Annotated in this window: 14 protein-coding genes and 2 riboswitches; of the genes, 2 read left to right on the top strand and 12 right to left on the bottom strand. The window is 28.1% G+C overall.

Annotated elements, in window-relative coordinates:
* Positions 1 to 60: 60 nt before the first annotated feature.
* From P4S50_RS01190 to P4S50_RS01135, 12 genes are all read right to left on the bottom strand, one after another.
* On the bottom strand, positions 61 to 1,851 hold the full coding sequence (locus tag P4S50_RS01190; protein ID WP_277732684.1) for a methyl-accepting chemotaxis protein: 1,791 nt from the start codon (positions 1,849 to 1,851) through the stop codon (positions 61 to 63).
* Between the two features lie 123 nt (positions 1,852 to 1,974).
* A complete protein-coding gene (locus tag P4S50_RS01185) occupies positions 1,975 to 2,787 on the bottom strand; it encodes an alpha/beta fold hydrolase (RefSeq protein ID WP_277732683.1) in 813 nt (270 codons plus the stop codon).
* A 177-nt stretch (positions 2,788 to 2,964) separates the two neighbouring features.
* Entirely contained in the window at positions 2,965 to 4,566 is a 1,602-nt protein-coding gene (locus P4S50_RS01180; protein WP_277732682.1) for a C1 family peptidase, read from the bottom strand.
* A 158-nt stretch (positions 4,567 to 4,724) separates the two neighbouring features.
* On the bottom strand, positions 4,725 to 5,345 hold the full coding sequence (locus P4S50_RS01175) for an ECF transporter S component (RefSeq protein WP_277732681.1): 621 nt from the start codon (positions 5,343 to 5,345) through the stop codon (positions 4,725 to 4,727).
* A 310-nt stretch (positions 5,346 to 5,655) separates the two neighbouring features.
* Positions 5,656 to 7,233 (bottom strand): ABC transporter ATP-binding protein, encoded by a 1,578-nt coding sequence (locus tag P4S50_RS01170; protein ID WP_277732680.1) that lies wholly within the window; start codon positions 7,231 to 7,233, stop codon positions 5,656 to 5,658.
* Entirely contained in the window at positions 7,206 to 8,090 is an 885-nt protein-coding gene (locus tag P4S50_RS01165; RefSeq protein ID WP_277732679.1) for an energy-coupling factor transporter transmembrane component T, read from the bottom strand. Before P4S50_RS01165 ends, P4S50_RS01170 begins: the two co-directional genes overlap by 28 nt.
* Before the next feature lie 8 nt (positions 8,091 to 8,098).
* On the bottom strand, positions 8,099 to 9,022 hold the full coding sequence (locus P4S50_RS01160) for a DUF4430 domain-containing protein (protein ID WP_277732678.1): 924 nt from the start codon (positions 9,020 to 9,022) through the stop codon (positions 8,099 to 8,101).
* A gap of 129 nt (positions 9,023 to 9,151) precedes the next feature.
* A riboswitch (cobalamin riboswitch) is annotated at positions 9,152 to 9,318 on the bottom strand.
* A gap of 103 nt (positions 9,319 to 9,421) precedes the next feature.
* Positions 9,422 to 9,952 (bottom strand): FmdE family protein, encoded by a 531-nt coding sequence (locus P4S50_RS01155; RefSeq protein WP_277732677.1) that lies wholly within the window; start codon positions 9,950 to 9,952, stop codon positions 9,422 to 9,424.
* A gap of 317 nt (positions 9,953 to 10,269) precedes the next feature.
* Complete coding sequence (locus P4S50_RS01150; protein WP_277732676.1) at positions 10,270 to 13,617, bottom strand: S-layer homology domain-containing protein; 3,348 nt, start codon at positions 13,615 to 13,617, stop codon at positions 10,270 to 10,272.
* Between the two features lie 26 nt (positions 13,618 to 13,643).
* Positions 13,644 to 16,820, bottom strand: coding sequence for an outer membrane protein assembly factor BamB family protein (locus P4S50_RS01145; RefSeq protein ID WP_277732675.1), 3,177 nt, complete (start codon positions 16,818 to 16,820; stop codon positions 13,644 to 13,646).
* A gap of 17 nt (positions 16,821 to 16,837) precedes the next feature.
* A complete protein-coding gene (locus tag P4S50_RS01140; RefSeq protein ID WP_277732674.1) occupies positions 16,838 to 21,316 on the bottom strand; it encodes an outer membrane protein assembly factor BamB family protein in 4,479 nt (1,492 codons plus the stop codon).
* Positions 21,317 to 21,421: 105 nt separating this feature from the next.
* A complete protein-coding gene (locus tag P4S50_RS01135; protein WP_277732673.1) occupies positions 21,422 to 22,240 on the bottom strand; it encodes a DUF4430 domain-containing protein in 819 nt (272 codons plus the stop codon).
* Between the two features lie 136 nt (positions 22,241 to 22,376).
* Positions 22,377 to 22,565, bottom strand: a riboswitch (cobalamin riboswitch).
* A 262-nt stretch (positions 22,566 to 22,827) separates the two neighbouring features.
* Between P4S50_RS01135 and P4S50_RS01130 the strand changes: the two genes are divergently transcribed.
* Together P4S50_RS01130 and P4S50_RS01125 are read left to right on the top strand one after the other, a co-directional pair.
* Complete coding sequence (locus tag P4S50_RS01130; protein ID WP_277732672.1) at positions 22,828 to 25,038, top strand: nitrogenase component 1; 2,211 nt, start codon at positions 22,828 to 22,830, stop codon at positions 25,036 to 25,038.
* Positions 25,004 to 26,296 (top strand): nitrogenase component 1, encoded by a 1,293-nt coding sequence (locus P4S50_RS01125; RefSeq protein WP_277732671.1) that lies wholly within the window; start codon positions 25,004 to 25,006, stop codon positions 26,294 to 26,296. The genes P4S50_RS01130 and P4S50_RS01125 overlap by 35 nt, the downstream gene beginning before the upstream one ends.
* Positions 26,297 to 26,476 lie beyond the last annotated feature (180 nt).

Here is a 26,476-nt window from a genome sequence, read left to right as displayed (position 1 = left end):
AAACCTGACAGGTATTTTTATATTAAACATAATATTGAAACAACGTTATTAAAGAATAATTTAGATTTCAAATTTAACTACTTCATCTTTTAATACTTTTGCAGATTCTTTTAAATCATTTGCCATTACAGATACTTTATTTATACTTGTTACTTGCTCTTGTGCACTCGAACTCAATTCTTGAGTTGAATATGCTGCTTCTTGCGTTATAGTAGATATACTATCTATAGATTTAACTACCTTTATTTTTTCGTCATTAATTTTAAATATACTAGTAGATAGGTTATCAACCCTTTCAATCATTTGCTCTACCGAATTATTTATTAATTGAAAAGATTCATAAGCATTATCAGAAACTTGAGTAGTTTCATCCATTATTAATTGAGCTCTTCTCACATTTTCTTTTGTATTTTCTACTTCTAATTGCATCTTTTCTATTATCTCTCTTACATCATTAGTTGCTTTATCAGTTTGCTCTGAAAGCTTTCTTATTTCGTCTGCTACTACTGCAAATCCTTTACCTGCCTCCCCAGCTCTTGCTGCTTCTATACTTGCATTTAAAGATAACAGATTGGTTTGCTTAGAGATGTCAGTTATTGCATTAATAATGTCATCAATTAATATAGATTTACTGGATAAGTCAGAAACATTTTTTACAATATCCTTAGTTACCTTAACATTATCTTCAAACTTAAATTTCAAATCATCTATAACCTTAATTCCATTCTTACTCGCCTGTCCTGCATTATCAACATATTTTTTTACTAAATCAGAACTTTCTATAGTATTGTTAATTTCACTATCTAAGCCAGATAATTTAAAAACTGCATCTTTAGCTTCTAGTGCTTGATTAGATGATCCTTTAGATAATTCTTTTACAGAGGCCGCTACAAAATCTATTGAATCTAATGTTTCGTTAGATAATTCAGATAATTCTCTAGAATAATCCTCATTTTTTTCTGTCTCATTCAAAATCTCTGTTATAAATTTCTTGAAATTGTTCTTCATTATGTATACATCTTTACTTATATTCCCTAATTCATCTGAAGTAATTCTAGCTACATTTACATTCAAATTTTTTTCTGAAATACTATTTATAACAGATTCTATTTGACATATATTCTTTTTTATATTGCTTATAAAAATATATGCATAAACACTAATTACATAAGCTAAAATCATGAAAGTAGACATAAAATAGAATATATATTTATTTTCATCAAGTAACCCTATATTAAAGCTGTATTCTAAATACCAATAGCAAAATGTTGCCAAAGTTAATATTGATAAAATAACAAAAGATATTTTTTTACCTAGTCCAAAATTAATATACTTAGAATCATCTATATCTATTTTATAAAGCTTTTTTTCTAAAAATATCTCAAATAATAGTTTTTCTGAATTAAGATAATTACACATAAATCCTATTATCGCTAGACATAACCCTATTATAAAAGAAATAAAGTACTGTTTTGCTAAAATAGGAATAAATATATTCGTAAAAAGAAGAATACTTGGAACCCCTAATGCCCATCTAAAAAACATAACAATACCTTCTCTTAATGGAAATCTTAGTAACCCTTCTTTTATTTTACATAAATCAGAATCATTACATTCTTCCTCTTGGTAAAGTAATTTTAAATTATCGTATAAAAATTTTTTTCTAAACATTAGACCAACCAAAATATTTATAGCAACAGCAATTACCAATCCCAAAACTCCAGAGAAAAACCTATCATCAAAAAAATTACCAATTAAAAAAATTCCTATAACAGCTATTGGTATTACTACTGCGTAAGTTACTAACTCTAATGATAATGTTAATTTCCAAAATAACTGCTTAGATCTCATATAAATCCTCCTCAAAAAAAGTAAATTTGTATATTAATAATTTTTGCCAAAATCATACAAGTAAATATATAAATAAGTATGATTTTGGCAAATACATTAATTTAAATATTTATTATTTACAAACTACTTTATAAATTGTTCAAAATCTTTATTGAACATTTCAGGTTCTTCCATAAATAATATATGACCACATTTAGAATAATTTATTACTTTAGCATCTGAAATCTCTTTTTCCATATAATTAACTGTTTCTAAAGTACAAAATGCACTCTCTTCTCCTCTAGTTATTAAACACGGTACTTTTATTTTTGATAGTTCTGGTCTATAGTCTTTATTTGACATAGATATCCAACAATCAACTACTACATGCGGAGTATTCTTTCTAACTTGTTCATATACCCAATTCATATCTTCTTTTATTCTGCATCCTGAAGTTGCAAATAATGATGGTACAAAACTTTCTATCAATTTTGGCCAATCTCCAGCAGCATTTGCAATATGATCTAAATTATCCTGATGTGTAAATTCTCCAAACAAGCCCATATTCCATTTTGAATCTGCTATAACCTTAGGTGTCATATCTATGAAACAAATTTTATTTAATTTATCACAACCAAATTGTCTTACATATTCTAATATAATAGTTGTTCCCATAGACCAACCTGCTACTACTACATCTTTTAATTCTAAATGATCAATTAAATTTCTTAAATCTTTTGCTAATCTCTCCATAGTTAATCCATTTTCAGGACGCTCAGATATTCCATGTCCTCTTAAATCATAAGTAATCACTTTATAGTTTTTAGATAACTCAGATACTTGTTTCTTAAAAAATTCATGGTTACAAGTCCATCCATGTGTAAAAATTACAGGTTTTCCTTCTCCCTCTACCTCATAATAGATTTTATTATTATCGTCTGTTAAAAAATAAGACATGAAAAACACTCCCCCTAGTAATAATTTTTGTATTTATATTATTCGACAAAGAATATGTAAATCCTTTGATATTTTTACTTTTTTTATGTATTTATGTCATAATATAACAAATAAAAAAGTCTCGCATTATTTTTTATAATACGAGACTTTTTTATTAAATTTATAGTTATATAATTTCTATCTTATTTTTATATGTATAGGATTTTTTATAAAATAATTTCCTTTATCTGAATCATCCCAAACAAATCCCTTTAATGTATATTTTCCTTTATCAGGTATTAAAACTCCTGTTGTTAAAAGCTCTTCTTCTTTTGATTTTATTTCTTTTTTAATACTTGTAGAATCAACCATCTTATTATTTTCATCATACATTCCTAACATTAGAACAACATTTTTAGGTTTATCTTCATTATTTTTTACTCTTACAGTTATATCTACTTGTCCATTATTATCAATAGAATCATTTTTTTCTATTAATTGTACTTCTAAATTCCCTTGATTTTGTATAATATATCTATTTTTTGTAATAGCTTTTAAACAAACATTAGCGTTGGGTTCAATATCAGTTAAATCACTCCACTCTTTCCCATTAGGACTAATAAAACTCTCATTTTTATTAGCTTTTGCTTTACTTGAATGTTTTCCGTTCGGACTTTCACCAGCTACAGGATACTCTTGTCCTTTTGTTTTTAATTTTATAACAACAGCAAACTTTTCATTTTTGTTTAAATCAATCTTATCAGTTGAAATTGTATGATATCCAATAGTATCTATTTTTCCTTGCTCTATTTTTTTCATATCTTTAAACGAATTCATATCTTCAAAATTTCTACATACCCATATCTCATAATCAGAGTCTTCTCCATTGGTATAAAAACCTACAGCACTTAATTCTTCATTTTCTCTGGCTACAAAGACATTAGAAAACCAAGCTGTTTCATTTGAATATCCATAATCATAAGTTTCTCCAAGTTCATCATACTGATAAATATTGTCATATCTTTCTTCAGAAGCTATAAAAACAGCGTTCTCTATCTTTCCTATGTTAGAATCATAGTATGAGACATAAAAATATCCATCATCTCCCCAATTACTTCCTGCACTATTTTTACATATGAACGCTCCATCATTTTCGGGTTTTTCTTTAAAATTATCTTTTGAATATTCATCGTCCCATCCAACAATAGAAACTGCATGATTTCCTTTACTTGAGGTATTGTAACTATATGAACTCTTTCTTTGATTATAATAAGATTCATCCCACTTAAAAGCTGTATAAACAGCACCATAATCCATGATTGCTTTTTTTATCTTATTATTATCCTCAGATGTTTTTCTCTCTGGTATATAAATTACATTTTGAATATGATAATCTGATTTTTTTATTCCTCTATTTGTAGAATATCTATTTTTAGGATATTCATCTTTTTCTTCTAGTACAGCTCCTTTCCAGCTTGCAAGATAAGCTGTTGCCATGACTAGATTTCCTCCATCTTTTGCGCCTGAGTCAAATCCATGAACATTAATCATATTGTTTTCCGAAAAATCATATTCCTTGTTTTTCTTAAGTTTGATATTGGATTCAAGAGACGATAAAGCCGCAAAAGCCCAACAGCTGTTTATCTCTCCTTGGTCTTTAACAGGTGTTACTATTTCAAGTTCTCTCAAATCATATTTTTTTGGCAGACTATCTGCATATGAAAAACCACTTAAAAATACTAAATTGAAAATCAAACAACCTATAACTCCTATAATCCTTTTTTTAGTCTTTATTCTCATAGCCTTCTCCCCTTTAATTAATGTCTATAATTTTAATTGAATAATAAAATTACATATAATAAGTTCTATCTTTTTATCTTTCTATCCTAATATTATTATAAGTTTTTTTACTACTTCAATATATCCATCAATATTACCATTTAATCACAGGAGAAGTTCTATTTTTGTTTAACAACAATCTCACTATAGCTTATTCTATCTTTAAATCTAGATAATATATTTATAAAATCTTTACCCAATAAATATGTAAATGCAAAATTTCCTATACTATGCATTAAATCAAAATAAAATGCTCTTGAATAAGTAAACATAAAACTTTTAATTGTATGATCATGTACAAAAAACAACCAGTGCCATATATTCATTATCCATCCAAATAAGAATCCCCATATAAAAGCAAATATACTTAAATATAATCTAGATGGTTTTTTTAATATTTTTCTTAATAATCCTGCGCTTAGTCCTGCAAGTCCCCAAGCTAGCATTTGCCATGGCGTCCAAGGTCCTTGCCCTAAAAAACTATTAGACACAAGAGTAGCTATTGCCCCTACCATAAAGCCAAATGAAGGTCCAAATACATACCCACTTATAATAACCAAAAAAGTGGTAGGCTGAATATTTGGAAGTGCTGCAAACGGAACTCTACTCACTCCAGCAAGTGCTGATAAACTTGCTATTAAAGCAATTTCCTTAACACTGCCTTTTCTTCTCTCATAAGAAATAAAAACAAATGCAAAAGAAGCAACTAAAACAACTACAGATAGTACCCCATAATCCATATCAAATATCTCCTTTTTACCAAATATCTATCCTAATATAGGTTCCAAACTTAAAAGTTTAATATACACATTAAAATTCATATATATACTAATACAGTCTATACACGAATCATATCAAATCTAGAAATTGAATATGAAAAGGTTAGTGAGTTTTTTTATAACTTTTGATTAAAAACTTGCCAAGCGGAATGGAAAAACTCGTCTAAAACCTTCAATGTTTGAGTATATCGAGTTTTGAAGGTTTATAGTTTTGTAGTGAAGCGAGGCTTAGTTTTTCCAAAAGTTATGTTAACGAACGTTCTTCTCATATTTAATTTCGGGCTTGGAGCTCTATATCAGCGTACTCAAGAGCATCATCTAAAGTTAAAATATTATCTACATATCCACTAAAAAGCTTATTAATCTGTGTACTATAATATATTCCCGAATTCATAACTTCATATTTTGATCCAATTTGTGCTATGCTTCCATCGAATATAAGGCACGCTCTATCACAAAACTTACTTGTAAATTCAACATCGTGAGTTACAAGTATTATTGTTTTTCCTTTTTTCTTTAAATCAAGTATTATACCACCCAATTTTTCTTTCAAATCTTTATCAAGCCCTCTAGTTGGCTCATCCAGTATTAATATATCAGGTTCCATCACAATTATAGATGCAATAGCTACCCTCTGTCTTTCTCCTCCACTCAAATCTCTAGGATTCTTATCTTTATACTTATATATATCCAAATCTTTAAGTGTCTTATCAATTACCTCATAATCTTTAATATCCTTATTATCAAGTGTATATTTCAACTCTTCATAAACGGAATCATTGAATAAATAATCATTTGGGTTTTGAGAAAGATATCCAACTACTCCTTCAACATATAATTTACCTTTAGTTGGTTTTAATAACCCAGATATATTTTTTAGCAATGTAGATTTTCCACCACCATTTTCTCCAAGTATTCCTAGTACCTCTCCCTTATGTACATTCAAATCTATTTTTTTCAAAGCATGTTTACCATTTTCATAAATAAAATCAATATTTTTAGCAATTATTATATCTTCTTTTTTATTATCATTTATATGGATTTCTTTCTTAGGTAAGTTATTTTCATCGAACAATTTTTTTAATTTTTTTCTTCCCTCTTTTACTGTAAATGGTGTGCTTTCGTATCCTTTTTTAACAAAGTATTCAGAAACAGCCGGCAAGAAATTCTTGTTTTTTTCATTACTCCAAAGCACAAATTCTTCACGATTCCCATCAAATACTAAGCTTGCATTTTCCATAAATAATATTCTATCCGCTAAATGAAAGCATCTATCTATTCTTTGTTCAATCAAAATTATTGTGTATCCAAGCTCTTCATTTAATCTTTTTAAAATATGAAGTATTTCCTCAGCTGACACGGGATCAAGCTGAGATGTTGGTTCATCCAAAACTAAAAACTTATGTCCCATAGAAATAGTAGCTCCTAAAGCAACCTTTTGCTTTTGACCACCTGATAATTCATAAGTTTTTTTATCTTTTATATCGTATATATTGAGAAAGCTTAATGCCTCCATTACTCTTTTTCTCATAGTTGGATAAGGAACCCCTATATTTTCAAGCCCAAAAGCAAGTTCTCTTTCAACCTTATCCATAACTAACTGCTTTTCTGGATCTTGAAAAACCATTCCAACTTCATCAGTTCCTTTTAAATCACCTTTTATTTTTCCACCATAAAAATTTGGAACTATTTTATTGAACACTCTTCCTAAGGTAGATTTACCAGATCCTGATCTTCCAAGAAGTAATATGAATTCTCCCTCTTCTATATCTAAATTAATATCCTTTAGAGCAGGATCTTCTTTTCTAGGATAGTAATAAGTTAAATCATGTATTTTAAAAACTTCCACTTCTTGCACCCCCAAATCAACAAAATATGAATTAACAATACTAGGTCTATATAGATAACAAACAACATATCCTTATAGTTCAAAAACTTTAATTCATTATAAGGATTATAAAATCCCATGTGTGAAAACAATCCATATGTAAAAATACTAAGTAGAATTAAAGTAATAAAATTAAATATATAATCTACTCTTTTAATTTCAACTTGAGAATAAGAAGTTCTTTTTGAGATACCATATCCTTTAGAATAAAGAGCTTCAGCTCTATCTAAAGACCCTTCAAGTGTTGATATTAATATTATTTTTAAGAAAGGATAGTACATTTTTACCTTTTTAAATATATTTTTCTGATCAAAATCTACACCTCTTAAAATCATTACGTCTCTTACTCTAGTTATTTCAATTTTTAATCTATGAATTATATTAGTAGTCATAGATAATGTTAATGTTATTTTGTGAGCAAATTTTGAGAAAAAACCAAATGACTCGTCCCTATCTATCATAAGACTATATAGTAAAAATATTAATACTATACAAATAAGCTTACCCCCCATATTAGCTCCGAACACTATAGATTCTAAGCTTATTCTTATCTTTCCAATAACAGGTATTCTAGGACTTTTATAAATTATAGTGTTTCCAGACTGCGAAACTAATGGGTTAATAATCATAATCCAAATTGTAGTATACAAGCTATATTTAAGTGTTTTTTTAAGCCTCTCTTTTCCATCCATTAAAAGTATATTGATAATCAAAATAATCAATATAGAAAGTATATAAATAGGATTTGAATATACTAAAGTTAAAATAAATAAAGATAATGTATAAAGTACAACTGTAAAAGGATGCATATTTAACATAAAATCACCTATTTCTCTACAGGAATATTTAAAACTTCATTACCACTTACTACTACAGAAAATTTCCCTTTGATTTTCTCTGGCTCTTCATAAAGTAGTTTTGCTGCATTTTCAATACTATTTTCATCATTACCAGTTACTATCCATAAATTAGAGCCAGTTCCATATCCCTTTGGAATAGATGTAATTACAGCTCCTTTTTTATATTCCTTTGAAACTTTTTTATCATAATCTAATGCTTTTATATAATCCTCATCTATTTCGAAAAATATTTCACCTTTTTCATTATTATAAATATCATTTATATAGTCTATTTTTGAAACTTCATCCCAATCTCCAATAACTACAGTATTTATTTTTTCATTTTTTATATCTTTATCATCAAGTTCTCTTTGGTCTAATTCTTGTAATCCTTCTGATTTTAAAAACTTAGCTATATTTTCACTGTCTTCTTTGAATTCTTTTGAGTATCTTATTTCTCCTTTTAAAACATTTCCTTCATATCCTTTTGTAAAGTTATTAGGATAAGCACCTATTATGCTTGATATGTATATTTCATTTCCCCAATCATGAAGATCCCATATAATACTGTCTTCTGGATTTATATAATAATCTTTTGGCCCAACTTGTGCTAAATTTCCATTTACATAGTAAAACCAACCTAATTTCTTTTTATTATTAGACTCTGCTTTTAATCCATTTATAGAATTTGTAAATCCTTTTTCTAATTTTAATTCTAGGTTTTCCTCCATAATTTCGATTACACTACTATCTTTTTCAAATCCTAGTTCTTCATTATATACTTGTACATTTCCAAAACCTTTAGATACAATTAAATTCACCTTTTCATTTTGCGAAACATTTTTATCACTACAACCTATTAACGAAAACGTTAATATTATAGATATAAAAAATAAAAATATTTTTCTCATAATATCCCTCCTAATATAATAATAACCCTATCTAATTAAAGATAGGGTTAAAGTATATACATAATAAATAAACATGCTGAATTGCATGTTAATTATACATATATCTTCAACCCCATTTAAGTCGTAAGGTAATTGAAGAATGCCATGGCAGATATTCTGGCTCGTGGATCATCTTACAGCTGTGCCTTCCCAGATAAGAATCTAGTGGCAAATTACAGCCCTCATCCCCACTTACAGTTGGAGTTACAGCAAAGGATTTTCACCTTTTTCCCTGAACCAAGACATAATTGTTCAATTTCTACTTTATTGTAACATTTTTTATATGTTATTTGCTAACAAATCATTCGACTATAATAATAGAAATTCGACATTCATTTGACAAAAATTCGTATTTTATATTTACACATTAATATAAAACCTTTTATATTCATTAAAACAATCTAAACACAGCTTTTGATCATTTTGTATTCTAATATAATGATCTGCTGTTTTTTCTTTGCATTTATCACATATTATAGGGTTAAATATGCGAGCTTTTTCTGGAAAATCTATATTAGTTTCTGATGCATCAAATAAATCCTTTGGCTCTTTTGATAAAAAGTATTTCTTGTAATCTTCTTTGTTCATTGGTTTAGGTGAAGGCTTTAAGGACAATCTAATAGATTTACCATTTACTCTATTATAAAAATGATATACTGATTTTCCTGTCAATCTAATCATAAGATTGCCTTTTCCTAATGTGCATTTTAAGACAACCTGTAAAGCATCTACTCCACATGCATCATTTTCAGATATGCATACAAGTTCTTCATCTTCTGAATACGTGCATCCTAAATACTCTTTTGCTGCCAATGCAGCTTGAAATCCAATTGCTAATCCTGGACATTCGTGTCCATGAAATTCTACAGTTTTTCTCCATAATTTTTCCATAATATTACCCCTTTCCAATAAAAAATTCGCTTCATGCTAACGCATGGCTCATGTCGCCAGCGAGTCCTACGGGCTCCGTTGCTCAAAATAGTTGTAAGTGTAGTTTTTCCATCAACGTTATCCACAAAACGAAAATTATATTTGTCCACAACTTAAAAAGGAATATAATTTCCTATTCGTTATAAAAAAAGTCAGAAAACTTCTGTAAGAAGTCTTCTGACTTTGTATTCAATATATTCAAATATTGGTTTTAACTTCCTATTTTTAACATTAATATACTATATCTTAATATTAAATACAATATATTCTAAATAAGTTTATTTGATAATCAATTTATAAAGTCTATAAAGCATAACAGCAGCTTGTGCTCTTGTTGCTTTTTCATCTGGAGCAAATGTTTTATCATCCATTCCATTTATTATCTTTTCTTTCGCTGTTAATGATATACTTTCTTTTGCCCAAGGAGCTATATTTTCTTTATCCTTGAACATATTTAGTTCCTTAATATCAGAGTCTTTATATCCTTTACTCTCAAGTACTTTAGCTATTATTTTAGCCATTTCTTGTCTAGTTATATTTCCATCTGGATCAAATGTATCTTCACTCTTACCATTTATAAGTTTATTTGAATAAGCTGATGATACTGATGTATAATACCAACCATATGGGCTTACATCTTTAAATGGAAGTATAGCTTTATCATCTTTGTAATCCATCATTCTTGTAATTAATGTAGCAAATTCTGCTCTAGTTATATTGTCATTTGGACCAAATTTACTGCCTGATTTTCCTTTTATTATTCCCTTCTCAGCCATGGCAATTATAGCCTCTTGTGCCCACTTAACATTTCCTAAATCATCAAAATTCACCTTAACTTCTTTAATAAAGTATTTGCTAAAGTGATTTGTTTCAAATACTATAACTTTTGATTTTTCATCATAGTTTCCACCTACAAATTCAATATTATTATTTTCTTCATTAATATAGAATACCTTTAATTTATCTTTATTCTGCTTACCTAGATCATATGGTATCTCAATACTTATATTATTGAACTCATGTACTTCTTTATCATCAACTTTAGCTGATAAATCTACTACTATACTACTTGAAGGAATCTTAATATTTTCTAAGTTGTTTACATCACTAGCATTAAGCTTTGATGCACTCAATGTTATTTGATTCTTAGAATCTTTAAAAGTATCCTTTGTTATGTTAAATATAGCTATACCTGTATTTAATCTTAAAGTATCAAATCCTTTATTGAGTATATTATCAACACTTGAATTTTCAAGAACTACGTCTACTCTTTTTCTTGATCTATTACTTATAGATAAAGTAACTTTACTATCTATCTTGTTATTCAATCCATTTTCTTTTAGTTTGTTCTTTAGTTCATTTATATCGTTTGATATCTTATCAATTTGCTTCATTACTTCATTATCTATTTTAGCTTCTACATATTTATCTTGTACCTTTATTTTAGTATCTGGTACAGTTATATTAGATTTTTTGTCTACTATATCATTTACTACATCTACTATTTTTTCGTTAAGCTTATTATTGTTTCCTCTTCCTAATTGTTTAGATAATTCTAAACTGTTATCTATCATATTCTTATAGATATCATCAACTTGCTTTTGATCCTTTATTATATCTGTTATTTCAGTTATTATATCTATATTGTATATAGCTGTATCTTCAATTTCTTTCTTAGATTCATTATCTTTAACCTTGTCAGCACACTTTGAAAGACTCTTTAATAAAGTATTATTGTTGTTAACAGCCTCTATTCCACCTTTTTCAGTTTCCATCTTATATGCACAAAGCTTAGCTATTTTTGATACATCACTTGTATCTTTAACTGCTTGCTGTGCATCTTTTTCTGTTTTTATATTGTCTATTTTCTTATTTAATTCATCTATAACATTTTTTTCTTTTCTTAAAATAGTATCTTCTTTCTTTAAATCCTTTATCTCGTTATATAGTTTTTCATATTCATCACTATAAAATTTAACTTCTTCAGTAATAATTTTTTCAACTAGTGTATTTGGAGAATTAACTTTTACACTTACTTTTTCTGTTCTTGATACTAATGGGAAATAGTGTCCATCATGCTTTGAGCTTTTATCTAACTTAATAGCATACACATCAAAACTTCCAGCTTCATTCATTTCAATTTCTACTTCTCCATTTGAATCTGTAGTATATTCTTTGCTTCCAACATAAACTATAGCTTTATCAACATTAGTTTCTCTACCTCTTCCAGAAGCTATATCTGAGCCATTACCATTAGCTTTTCCAGTTACTTTAACTTTAATTTTCTCTCCTATTTCAAGATTTGTAGTATCAACATCTATATATCCAAAATATGAATCTAGAGCTGTATAATACCATTCAACAGTATCTCCATCATCTATCGGCCATACTCCTACTCCCTGATTTATAATCTTGTCATTTACTCTAACCATCCATCCACACGTTTTATGTTCACTCTTGAAATCAAATTCTCTTTCTCCCGCCATCTTAGCTACATAGTTATCATTTGAGTTTATTTCATTATCTCTTATATTGTCTTCATTCCATGCAGCTATTGTAGCAAGTAGTACTGTAGGACGAGTAAATTCATGTTCTTCTCCATCAGGATCTGTAATTCTATACATTCCATCCTTATCTTTATAGTCATCTGGATTAAATCTTAATCTTTCATCAAAGTGAGTTCCCTTATATCCTTCTATTCTCATATTAACTGATATATTATCATCTGGAATTATAACATCAGTAGTTCTTCCTACTTTTATAAGTAATGGAACTGGTCTTATAAGATTATCTTTAGGTTCACATATTATGTACTCATTGCCTTCTTCTGTAGCTTTGAATATAACTTTTCCATCTGCATCAGTATTTTTAACTTCATCCTTAAATACGATTTCCTCATTTGCTGCTGGAACATAAGTATTTCCAGTGTTCTTTTCTAATGTAACAGTAAATTCTTCATCAACCTTTACATTATCTGATGAAAGTGTCATCTTAGTTATAGTAGGATCCCATATTTCATCATCTACAAGTACTATTTCAGAGTTTTTATTAAGTGGAGTATTTGGAAGTGCCATACCTCCCTTACCATTTATCATCCACTGCCAACCAACTTCATTTTTTACTGAATGAATCATATCTGAACTTACTTCATATGGTACTTTATTATCTTTTAAAGCTTTCTCTACTGCTTCTAATAAAGTAGTTTCTTTATCAAGAATTTTAACTTCAACCTCTGGAAGTAAAGTCTTACCTTTTCCTTCAACCCTTACAGTAACTATACCTTCTCTAGGATCTTTAATTTCAAAATCCCTTTCTATGTATATACCATTACTAGTGAGTTTTGCTGTATAATTTCCATGTTCTATATCAAAGTTAAATGAGTAATTCCCTTGGTTGTCTGATTTTATTTCATTTGAATACCTCTTATCATTATCAGTGTTTCTAACTACAACAAGTGTAACATTAGTATCACTTGTTGTAGTTCCACTTATAACTACTTTGTTTCCCTCTCTATTTACATTTGCAGTAAAATTATCAGCTGCATACGAATAATTAACAGGTATAAAAGAAATAAGCATCGTAAAAACTATTAATAATGATAATAGTTTCTTATATATATATTTCATGTAATCACCCCTTGTAGATAAAATCTCTATTTATTTTCTAAAGTAACAGCATCAACTAATGATCTAGCCTTTACCCAGTCATTCCAAATCATAACCTTAACCTCATAATCCCTATCTTCAGGCACTTGTAAATTTGTATTAATTTCATCAACTTGTCCAGCTACAAATTCCTTTGAAACATAAGTCTGTTCTATAAGGTTACTAGTATTTTTATCATAAAGACCTATTACAACCAAAGCTTTCTTATTTTTATTTGAATTATTTGTAATATTTATAACTATATTTTTTTTATTGTCTAAATCACTGCCTTTTAACTGTACTGTAAATTCATCTTTAACTACTTCTACAGTTATACTATCCTTTACAGTTTCATCTTCTTTTAATGATGCAATTATATTTACTGTACCTTCTGACTTAGCTATTAATACTCCCTTTTCATCAATTACTGCTATATTTTCATCACTACTTTCCCAATCCACTTTTGAATTATCAATCAATATTCTACTTTGATTCTTTACTGACATTTTTATTTTTGTACCACTTTTTAATTCTAAAGAGTTAGGTGATATTTCTATTGAAGTTACTTCTTCATTTTCTCCTGCATTGTATTTTATTTTATAAAATATAGTAGATTTTCCTGCTTCCATATACTCTTTTAATGCCCCTAGAGCTTGCAGTCCTTGATGTGTTGCCATTCCGGGATCTGGTGAATCTATATGCTTGAACATTCCATTTTCTACTTGATAGTTTAAAAGTCCAGTTACTGCATTTCCACCAGATTTAGTAAACTCACTTCCTTGTGGATCTATTCCCCAAGAAGTTATGCCTATAACAGCTTGAGAGCACGATTCACTATTAACACTTCCCCATGAACCAAAGGTTCCATTAGATAATTGATTTTCACTAAGCCACTTAAGTGCTATTTCTCCTGCTTCCTTAACTTTAGGATCATCTTTATATGGAGCAAGTGCATAAAGTCCCATACCTGTCATATCTGCATCTGGAGTGCTTCCTCCACCAAATGCCCATCCATCTCCACTCATATTATTTAAGATATAATCAACTAAATATTCTCTATCATACTTAGCATTATTATCTATTACTGCATTACATCCATCTACTGCTATAAGTCCCCATACTGCAGCATTTATTCCTTGGCTAAAGTCCTTATAGTTTACAATCTCATCTATTAAATCAATATCTGCAAAGTTAGTAGGATCTCCTCCAGCAGAGACTACAGCTAATGCAGTTCTTTCATAATCAGTTACTAAATTTCCTACTCCATCCTCTTTTATTTCTTGCTCTAATTTTTTTAAGTAATTTTGACTTATGTCTTCGTCTACTGAATTTAGAGCCACTGCTGCCCAATCGCTTGTTCCTGGTTTACGTTGAAGATAAGTACTAGTTTTTCGTATTGCTTCCTTTATTTCATTAATATTTACTTTAGATATTTTTGTTTTTACTACACTTATATTTGTTTGAATTTTTAGATCTGGATAATTAACACTTGCAGCTCTTATTATCGTTTGTCCTAAATTTTTAGGTTCAATTTCATTTTCTTGATTTATAGTTGCTATTAGTGGTATTGTGCTAGTAAAGTTTACTTTTTCACCTTTTACTTCTTTTTTATCCTTTGTAGTTATTTTATAGCTTAATTTTACCTTATCATCTAATAACATTTGTGTATTTTTAGGTGAAATTTCAATACTCATATCACCAGAATATTTAATTACATTTATGTTAACTGAATCATTTATATTACCTTTTTCAGTTTTATAGGAAGCTGTTATTTGGGCACTCCCTTCTTTTAATGGTTTTATATTTCCATTATTATCAACTGATATAATATCCGGAGTAGTACTTTCATATTGTATATCTTGTATATTACTAACTAATCTATTGTATGAATCTTTCAAAATAACATTTAATTTATATTCTCCATTTTCAAGCATGCAGAAATCTTCATCTTTTATTTCTATATTTTCTATTACTTGCTCAAAGCTTTCGTCTGTACATTTTAAAAGTCTTATTTTATGCTTTCCTACAAGTCCAGCTATGCAGTATATTTCTCCATTTGAACTTGGCTTTGAAACTGTATATACATCATAATTTCCATTAGTAGTCTTCCATTTTACTTTTTCTGATTTAGAATCTATTGCATATAAATTTTTCCCAAATCCAACGTAAATTGTTCCATCAGCTCCTATTGCTACAGGTCTTGTATAATGTTGTGGTGTTGTAAAATAATCTTCATCTGCTTTATATTGCCATATTTCTTTTCCATCTTCAGTACTTAATGCATGTAATCTATTGTCTGAAGTTTTATAATAAACTTTCTCTTTGTACACATTCGGAGCAGTAACATTTTTATTTATATCTTTGCTCCATTCTTGTTTACCTTTAGAGTTGTATTTATAAAGTTTAGTTTTTTCATCATTATGATTTACATCAGTTCCCCACTCAAATGTAACAAAATATACATTCCCCTCTTTATCTACATCTATACGTTTTTCACTTACATCCATTTGTCCATAATCATACAATGCTTCATCTTCAAATTTTTCAGACCACAGTTCTTTACCATCAGAAGATATCGCACTCATAGTTCTTGCAGTTGATATATATATAATTATATTTTCATTTTCATCTTCATAAACAACAGGTGTATTACAGCTTTTTCTGCCATTTATTTTTTTAGACCATATTTCTTCTCCATTTTCTTTATTTATGGCATATAACATTCTATTTTTACTAGAAACATATACGACATCTTTATGTAAAATAGGAGATGTTCCTGGTGCTACATCATCACTCATTTTAAATTTCCATAATATATTACCATCAGTATCAATAGAGTAAACATTCTTATCTCCAGATCCTATATATGCATTTCCTTGTTTGTCAAATACAGGACTTACTCCACCAATAAGATTTTCTTCACCTTTTTGAAAAATATTTAAATCCCATTTTCTGGTTCCATCAGGTTTTATGCAGTATAACCTTCCATCTGTAACTGTAACATATATATCCCCATTATTATTCACAGCTGGTATTGTATCATATCTTAAATCTATCAAGTTACCAAAGCTAAAATGTCTTTCCCAATCAAATTCTACATTATTATCTGCGTAAGAGAATGAAAAACTACTTAAAATAATGGTAACTATAAGAATATATGAAGCTAACTTATTGAGTCTTCTCATCATTTATCCCCCTTGTTTTAAAGCTCAATTTCTTTATTAAATTCATGTATTAAAGTTTCTTTATTATCTTTAATTTTGTAAAGCTCTACTTTCATCTCATATTGTCCATTTCTAGGAATTTTGATTGAACAATTATATGATTTTGTTTCTCTTTTAGATATTTTATCTTTAAAAGTTGTGTATATTAATTGTTTGTTATTTTCATCATTTTTTTCATTAAGGTACATTTTAACTTTTATATCTTTACTTGTATCATCATCAGTAGTATCTGTTATATCTATTTTTATATCTGTTAAAGAATCTAATTTTATTTTATTTAGTCCTTGTACATCTATTTGAAATTTATCAGGAGTTACGATTTTTCCTTTTGATGCTATAATACCTTTTTCACCTGCTGCTAAATACATAGTGCCATCTTTATCTACTGTTAAAGTTCTAGCCCAACAAGTTTTAGTGAATCCCCCCTTAAATTCAACTGTGTACTTTTCCTCTTGACTGTTCATATCGAATATATGTATATTTGCTAAGGATATATATATTTGTCCATCTTCAGCAATTAAAGGTTTACATACCCCTATACGTACAGGATCATCTTTAATGGGAACAATATTAATCTTTGTTTTATCCTTGTTTATAAAGTAGACATTTTTATCTTCCTTATCATTATAATCAACTGCTATTACATTTCCTTGCTTGTCACAACTTAATGCTACTTTATAATTTAATCCCTTATCATCTTCTCCTTTATATTCCCAATTTTTATTTCCATCTTTATTTATAGATAATATAGAGTATTTATTATTTTTACTCTTTTGAGCTATTAAGTTATTTCCATTATCTATATCTTCTAGATATAACTTTCCATCTTTATCTGTATATATTGTTTCTATTTTATTTTTGTTTATTTCTTTTATTTCTTTATTTTGTGATATATATACTTTTTCATCTTTTGAAATCAGTATTCCACCGTTATTAGGGAATTCTTTTTCCCAAACTATTTGACCATTATCATCTATACAGTATAATTTTCCTTCATCTGTTAGTGCATATACTTTATTTTTTGTAGTTTTTAATTCTTTAATTGGATCATTTCCTTCTCTTATTTTCCAAACAACTTCTCCATTATCAGTATTTATTTTAAAAACAGAAGTTGCATCTACACTATATAAATACAGATATCCATCTTTTCCTACAATAGGTTTTTCTATTTGAACACCATAGTCTACTCCTACTTTAGATTCCCAAAGTTTTTCTCCTTTTTTATTTATTGCAAAAAGTTTTTGTTGATTTACATAAAATATTTTATCTTCAGTCATTGTATGGTAAGCATCTTTATTATCCCAATCTCCTTCTACTAGAACTGACCATTTTATATCATAAGGATTAGGTAGTATTTCTATATTTGTTTCACATTTAAGTTCTTTTTCCCCTACTTTTAATGTTGCTCTTAAAACAGCAGTTCCAGCTTTTTTTGCTGTAATATTTGCACCGTAGTATACATCTCCTCCTATATTTCCTCCATGGTCATAGTATATTTCTAATATTCCTTCATCACCAACCACTTCCCATTGTATATTTTGTTTTGGAATAAAATTACCATCTTTATCCTGAACAAATACACTAATCCTATCAAATCCTTGTCCTGTATATTCAGTAATTTTACCTTTTATAATTTCTTGATCTTTTATATTAGTATTTAGCCCTTTATATTTTACAAAATTTAGCTTTTCAGGTGTAGGCATTTCTTTAACTTCAACACTTATAGTTTTCATAATATCTGTTCCTTTTACTTTAACTGTAATAATGGTTTCTCCTATTTTGTCATAAGTCTGTATTACTCCATCTTTAGTTACTGAAGCAATGTCTTTATTATTGCTGCTCCATTCAATCTCAACTCTGGGAAGAATTGCTTCATTTTCATCTATGACTTGAGGATTTGTTCTATATTGAGAATTAGTATAAATATTTAAATTTTCTTTAGAAAGTTTAATATCACAAGGATGAGAGTTAGAAGTATCATAAAGAGTAACTGCTTCTAAACCTATTACATCTCCTTCACTTATCATTAGTCTATATATAGTCCCATCTTTTCCTAAACAAAAATCTGAATATTGAAACCATGGAAGGTTGTATCTATAATCATCATAGTAAGCAATCGGATTTCTATTTTCATCGTAAATAGCTTTGTTTGTATAAAGATTTCCATCTTGTATGCTTATACCGTAATCAGATTTATATGGATATTTTTGAATAACACTTCCATCTTTATGAGAAAATTTGTGAAGTGTTAGCATGTCATCTTCTTTTTCACTTACATTAAAATATACTCCGTCTTCTTCTACTATAGATTTAAATGAATTAACTTTTTTAAAATTTTTAGACCAATTAGTTTTATTTTTATCAGTATTAATTGAATATATAGTATTTTCATCTTGAATATAAACTGTATTATTGTATCCTATAGTAACTTGTCCATTGAAATTTTTTGTTGCTTCTGGATTTTCAAATTTCCAAAGTAAAGAACCATCTTTTCCATCTATTTTTAAAATACTATCTCCAGATACTATATAGATGTTTCCATCTTCGTCTAATGTAGGAGTATAATTTAATTTTTCTTCAGTATCAAATTCCCATACAATCTGCTTAGATTCTCCACTTATACCATATGCTCTATTGTTTTCACATCCAACAATTATATTTCCATATTTATTTATAACTGGTGTAGTTCTTATATCGGATTTTAGATTAACTTTCCACTCAATATTTCCATAATGAGGATTTAAAGACATGAGCTTATCTTTATTTGCAGCAAATATGTATTCAATACCACTTACTTTCCCTATTGATATAGGCGCAGTTACATTCAAATTATTAAAATCTTTTTTTGTTCCATCGAGATTTAAAGCTAATATAGTATACTTATCATTTAAATATAGAACACTATAAATTGAACCATCTGATGATAAAATAGGATGACCACTATATGCATCTGAATCTATTTTATAAGTCCATTTTGGTATTAACTGTTTAGAGAAATTTTCTCTTATTTCTATTTCTTGTTTTGCATAAATATCAGTTCCATCTGCTACTGCTTTTAATAGAATCCTTCCTGGATTTTTTGCTATTAATACTCCATCTTCTACTAAAGCTATATTTTCATCACTAGTTTCCCAATTAACTTTATAATCTATTTCCCCATTAACATTTTTTACCACAGCTTCTAATTTTTCAGATTTTCCAACATTAATTCTTGTTGGTGCACTTTTTATTTGAACTTTTTCAGGCTTTACTTCCGGAAATGTTGCAAATTCAATACTTGTACCTTTATATAATTCATCACTATTTTTAGCTTTTATAACCTTTGAGGATATATTTACTTTATAAAAATAATTTTGTTTTAATTCTATTGGTCCTTTCTTATCACGCAGCTTTATTATTACCGTTTCTGGGGTTTCATTGCTAAATTCTATATTATGAGTACCAAGCATAAAGTTTGCCATAAAATCAGGATAAGGTTTACATGTACCTTTTTTACTTCCCTGAAAAACTAAAACTTTTTTCTTATCCTTATAATCTTTATTAAATTCAACTGGCTGATTAAAAGTGAGACTTATTTCTGCGTCTGTATTTACTCCCATTTCTATATATTCATCTGTATTTTTATCTCCCTTTATATATTTAGGACTAGTTGATACTAGCTCTAACGGTTTTTGCTTATTACTTTCTACATTTATTTCTATTTGCTTTTTTACTGTTTCATCAGCTTTTAATTTTACTAATATTTTAGATCTTCCTTCTTTTAATCCTGTAACTACTCCTTCTTTATTGACTTTTGATATATCTTCATTTAATGATTGCCATATTATTTTTTCTTTTAAGATTATAATTCCATCTTGATCTTTTGCCTGAAGATTTATTTTTTCTCCTTCTTTTATGTTGCTATTTTCCGTTTCTATTAATATCTCTTTTATTTGTTTTTCTTCTTTTAGTTCTACTTCTTCATCTATAATTTTTTCTTCTGTTATCTCGTTTATTTCTTCTATTTTTTCATCTTCCTGCTTAATCTTTTCCTCTCCTTTTACCTCTTTTGTTTCTTTGTTTTCCCCTTTTGTATCATTTATTTCTTCTATTTTTCCATCTTCCTGTTTAATCTTTTCTTTTTCTTTTACCTCATTTGCTTCTTTATTTTCTTCTTTCATATCATTCTCTTCTGTTTTTTTATTTTCTTCTTCAATCTGGTCCTCTTGTTTTGACTCATTTATTTCTTTGTCTTTCTCTTTTGTGTCACTTATTTCTTCTATTTTTTCATCTTCCTGTTTAATCTTTTCTTTTATTTCTTTTGTTTCTTTATTTTCTTCTTTTGTACCACTTTGTTCTATTTCTTTATCTGTAGGTATTTTTATATTTACTTCATTTGCAAATGCTGGTGTTATCATTGTTGTCATAAGTATTATAGTTAAAAAAACACTTAATATTTTCTTATTTATTTTTATCAATATATTCGTCCCCTTTCTTCTTAAAAAAAAGAGAATCAGAAAGATTCCAATTCTCTTTTTCTTATTAAGAATGTATTTGAAGGTTTGTTTAACGATTAATTATTTTTACCATTCAAATTTACTAAATTCAAATTTAACAGTATCTCCTTCATTTAATTTGTATATAGAAGCTGTTCTATCTTGTTTTTTATCATTGATTTTATACTGCCATCCTTTTGTATAATTATTTTCTGTTCCTAATAGTACTCTTATATATGAACCTTCAGATTCTATTGATAACTTTCCTTCTTTTATTTGTTCTTTTACATAATCATATCCATCTGAAATACCTTCTTCATCATTTTGTATTTCTAATGCCTGAAGTAGTGCATGCAATGCTGTTGGGTCTTTCTTTAAAACATCAGCAACATCAGCATCACTCATTCCTAATTCATCTTTTAATGAAAATAACTCAATCTCTCCACCTTTAATATATTTTTCATTATCTTGTATCATTCCATCTTGGTTTTCATCTACTCCAACTGTTATATTAGCTATTTTATTTTTAGCTTCTCCTTTTCTCTCTACTACAATCTTACTAGTTACTGTTTTTTTATTATAAGTAACTGTAATAGTAGCTTCTCCTTCTCCAACAAGATTAACGTATGCTATATCTCCAGCACCCATTACTTCTGCTATTTTATCATCTGAAGTTGTCCATTTAATGTTTTCTGTATCTGGTATTTCTATTTTTGTTTGCCAGTCTGCTGATGCACCTATTGCTCTTATTTCTTCAACATGTCCAATCTCATTAACTACACTAAAGTCCCTTCCATCGTCTAACGTAAGGTTTGCAATATTATCTTGTGCGTTTGCACTTATTGCAAATCCTCCAAAAGCTAGTGATGCTGCTAAAACTGGTGTTATAAATTTTTTCATCTTCATTTGTGAATCCCCCTTTTATTTTTTAATATAAAAAACCCCCATGGCTTATCCGAAAATAGGCCATGGGGGTTAATGTACATGATTAACACAGGTAATTCTACCAAACTCCTAGACATAACCTTTCCTCGGAAGGTTTGTTTCTAAATCTACCTATGCAGGTCTCCTGACTTGTGGATCAACGTTCTCCTTCGCCTTCCCAGATTATATCCAGTGGCATATTGAAGGATTACTCCCCACTTACAGTGGCCGGACCGTTGAGGATTTTCACCTCATTCCCTTTTAATCTTTGATTAAAAATCAAAGAACATAGATAGGTAAATATTTAATTTTAGTGTACAAGCGTTTCTTTATGGATATATTAACATCTTTTCCATTTTCTTTCAATAGATTGTCGAATCATTCTATATTTTTGCATTTTTCACCATATTTCTATATATGCTAATAAACTCTCTTTATTCTAAAGGATGAGTTATGTCATATTCTAATTCTCTATGAATTACTCAAAATAATTCAATATTGCCTTATATTTGAATGTTGCTATATAATTTATTTAAATACATAATATGGTAATGGAAAGGGTGATATTTATGAAGGAAATAGCAATATACGGCAAAGGAGGTATTGGAAAATCTACTATATGCGCTAACATTTCAGCCTCACTATCACTTAATAATAAAAATATTCTTCAAATAGGATGCGACCCAAAGCATGATTCTACGAGACTGCTTATGAGAGGAAAAAATATAACTACAGTTCTTGATTATATTAAAGTAACCAACCCACTTGAATATAATTTAAATGATATTTTATTCAAAGGATTTAATGAAATATCATGTATAGAAGCTGGTGGTCCTGAGCCTGGAGTTGGATGTGCAGGAAGAGGAATTTTAACTACTTTCGAGCTTTTAGATAGACTCGGAATCAAGAAAAATAATTATGACTTTATAATGTATGACGTATTAGGAGATGTAGTATGCGGAGGATTTGCAGTTCCAATAAGAAAAGAGTATGCAGATGTTATATACATAGTAACATCAGGTGAATATATGTCCTTATACGCAGCAAACAATATTTTAAGAGGTATAAAGAATTTTGATTTTGATAAAAAAAGAGTTGCAGGACTTATATTTAATAAAAGAGGAATAAAAGATGAAGACAAAAGAATCGAGAATTTTTCAAAAGCAGTAGATTTGCCTATATGTGCAGTATTTCCAAGAAGTGATGAATTCTCTTTATCAGAAAAAAAAGGTATTACTCTAGTAGAAAACTATACTTCTTCACATATAAAAGATAAGTTTATAAATTTATCAAAAACAATGATCAATAATATAGAATTGCATGAAGCTAAGCCTTTAAGTGACTCAAAGCTTGAAGAAATAGTTCTAGATAGAAAAATATATGAATCAAATAAAACAAATACAGAAGAAATATCTGAAATTAAAGAAACAAGATCAGAAATAAATAAAAATGAAGATGTAGATCTTAAAAATCCAAATGCATTCTTATCTAAAAATGTAATATCAAAAGAACCACTTCACGGATGTGCATTCAATGGTGCTATTACAATGTCTGTACATGTAAAAGATGCTGTAGTAATTGGTCATTCTCCAAAAAGCTGCTGCCATATATCATATCAAAGTATTTCTTCAGCAGGAAGAAGAAATTTATTTGAAAGAGGAAGTTTGCTTCCTGTTCCAATATCACCAAATCTAGTATGCTCCAATATGGATGAGAGTAGTATGGTATTTGGAGGTATAGATTTACTAAAAGAAAAAATACATAATATTAAAAAATACAATCCTAAAGCTATAATAGTTGTAAGCTCTTGTCCTTCTGGAATAATAGGAGATGACTTAACTCAAATAGAAAACTTGTCTTTAGATCTTCCTATAATACATATAGACGCAGATGGAAACTTAGCTGGAGATTATATGCAGGGAATGATTATGAGTTACATGAATATAGCTAAATCCTTAATAAAAAAAGATGTCAAACCTATTCCAAATACAGTTAATATAATATTTGAAAAAGTCGTTGCTAAAAATACTTCTAAGAACTTTGAAACAATAAATAAAATGTTAAATACTCTTGGAATTACTGTTAACTGTAGATATCTTTGCGAAACAAGTGTAGAAAAAATACAAAACTTCAAATCAGCTCAGCTTAATCTTCTAGCAAACAAAGATTATATGGGAAGAATGATGGAAAAATTTTTTATAAAAGAATATAATGCAAAATTTCTAGACGTGCCCTTCCCTATAGGGTTTAGTGAAACAAAAAATTGGCTAAATAAAGTTGCTGCATTCTTTAATAAAGAAGATTTAGTCAACAATATCTTATCTGTAAATGAAAAAATATATAAAGAAGAAATAGAGAGAATAAAACCATATCTTAAAGATAAAAAACTTATGATAGTAACCTATAATCATAGTATTGATTGGATAATAGAAACTGCACTTTCTCTTGAAATGGATATAGTTAAAGTTGGTATACTTAACTTTTCTCAAGATAATTTATTTATAACTAAATTTAAAAATAGATTTAATGTCGAAGAGAATTATGATCAAAATAATAGACTAAACGATATAAAAACTCTAAATCCAGATATAATATTGTCTAATTATACTTCTTCAAACTTAGATAAAGATGTTTTTGCAGATACGATTCCTCACTGTCCAGATGTAGGTTTTTTCTCAGGACTTGATTTAGCTAAAAGATGGGCAAAATTATTCAAATTAAACATAAAGGAAGGATGGAGAAAAGATGAAATTTTATTCAAAAAATATTACTCCAGATAGCCTAACAGGAGCAGTTTTTGCTTTAGAAGGAATAAAAAATTCTATAGTATTATTAAACTCTCCTACTGGATGTAAATTTTATCACAGTGCTATATCTGATTACCAGTATACAAGACAGCTTGAATTTGACCCTCTAAATTACCCTGAAAAATTCTACTTTGGTCAGCCTAGAGTTCCATGTACATACTTAGACAAAGATGATTATGTATATGGAAGTAAATATAAGCTTGAAGAAATTTTAGATTTTATAAAAGATAAAGATACTGACTTAATAGCAGTTATTAACTCTCCTGGTGCTTCACTTATAGGAGATGATCTAAATGGAATTTTATATAGAAAAATAAAAGATAAGCCTTATATAAGCATAGAAACAACAGCGTTTTCTCAAAGCTTTTATAAGGGATTTCAAAACAGTTTAATATCACTTTTAAAGAATTTAAACTTAGAAGAATACCATAATAATAATGAAAAAACAGTAAATATAATAGGTGTATCTATATATGATAAGTACTATGAAGGTGATATAAAAGAAATAAAAAGACTTTTAAATCTTTGTAATATAAAAGTCAACTGTGTATTATGTGCTGATACAAACTTTAATACATTAAAAAATATAAATAAAGCTTCTTTAAATATAGTTTTATATCCAGAGCTGGGAATTGACATAGCTGAGTATCTAAAACAAAAATACAGCATCTCGTATTTTTCATTTGATAAAGGTCTTCCTATAGGATTTGATCTTACTGAAGAGTTTATAAAAAGTATTTGTGAAATAATGAATTCTGATTGCACTGATTTTATAACTGAAATTGAAAAAGCAAGAGCCAAATCATATATACATATATCAAGACTTAACTCTCTTACTGGTCTTCCTAAAGGAAGTACTTTTTCTATTGAGTCTACATCATCAAAAGCTTACTCTTATACTAATTTTTTAATAGAATATTTTGGAATGATACCAAATTGTATTAATTTTATTGAAGATGATCCTAATTTATTTAAAAATAATTTAAAATCACTATTAAGAGATTACTCTATTGAAGATGTATTAAATAAAAATATATACGAAACCAAAAGTGATCTTGTATTTTCAAATGGTAATACTATATCTCAGCTCAAGTTAAACAACCATATATTCAGCGGTATAGAAATAGACCTTCCTTCTCTTGGTTATATAGATATTATTCCTAAAACTCATTTAGGTATTAAGGGGAGTCTTCTTTTAGTTGAGCAGGTACTTAACGGAATTAATTTCTAATAACTTAGATGATGCATTTTAAACTTAATAATAGATTCATTTCCATTAAAACTTTCTATGAAAATGTTAGTGGATAATTTTAGATATTTTGACTAATATAACTTAGGTTTTATCGTTTAATAATACGTTGAGAAATTTATGTGTCTGACCGTAGAGAGTTCGTATATTTTAGGATTATTA

The organism is Tepidibacter hydrothermalis, from assembly GCF_029542625.1.
GTDB lineage: Bacteria > Bacillota > Clostridia > Peptostreptococcales > Peptostreptococcaceae > Tepidibacter_A > Tepidibacter_A hydrothermalis.
The sequence above is the reverse complement of the archived record's forward strand: the minus strand, read 5'-3'. Positions and strand labels throughout refer to the sequence as shown.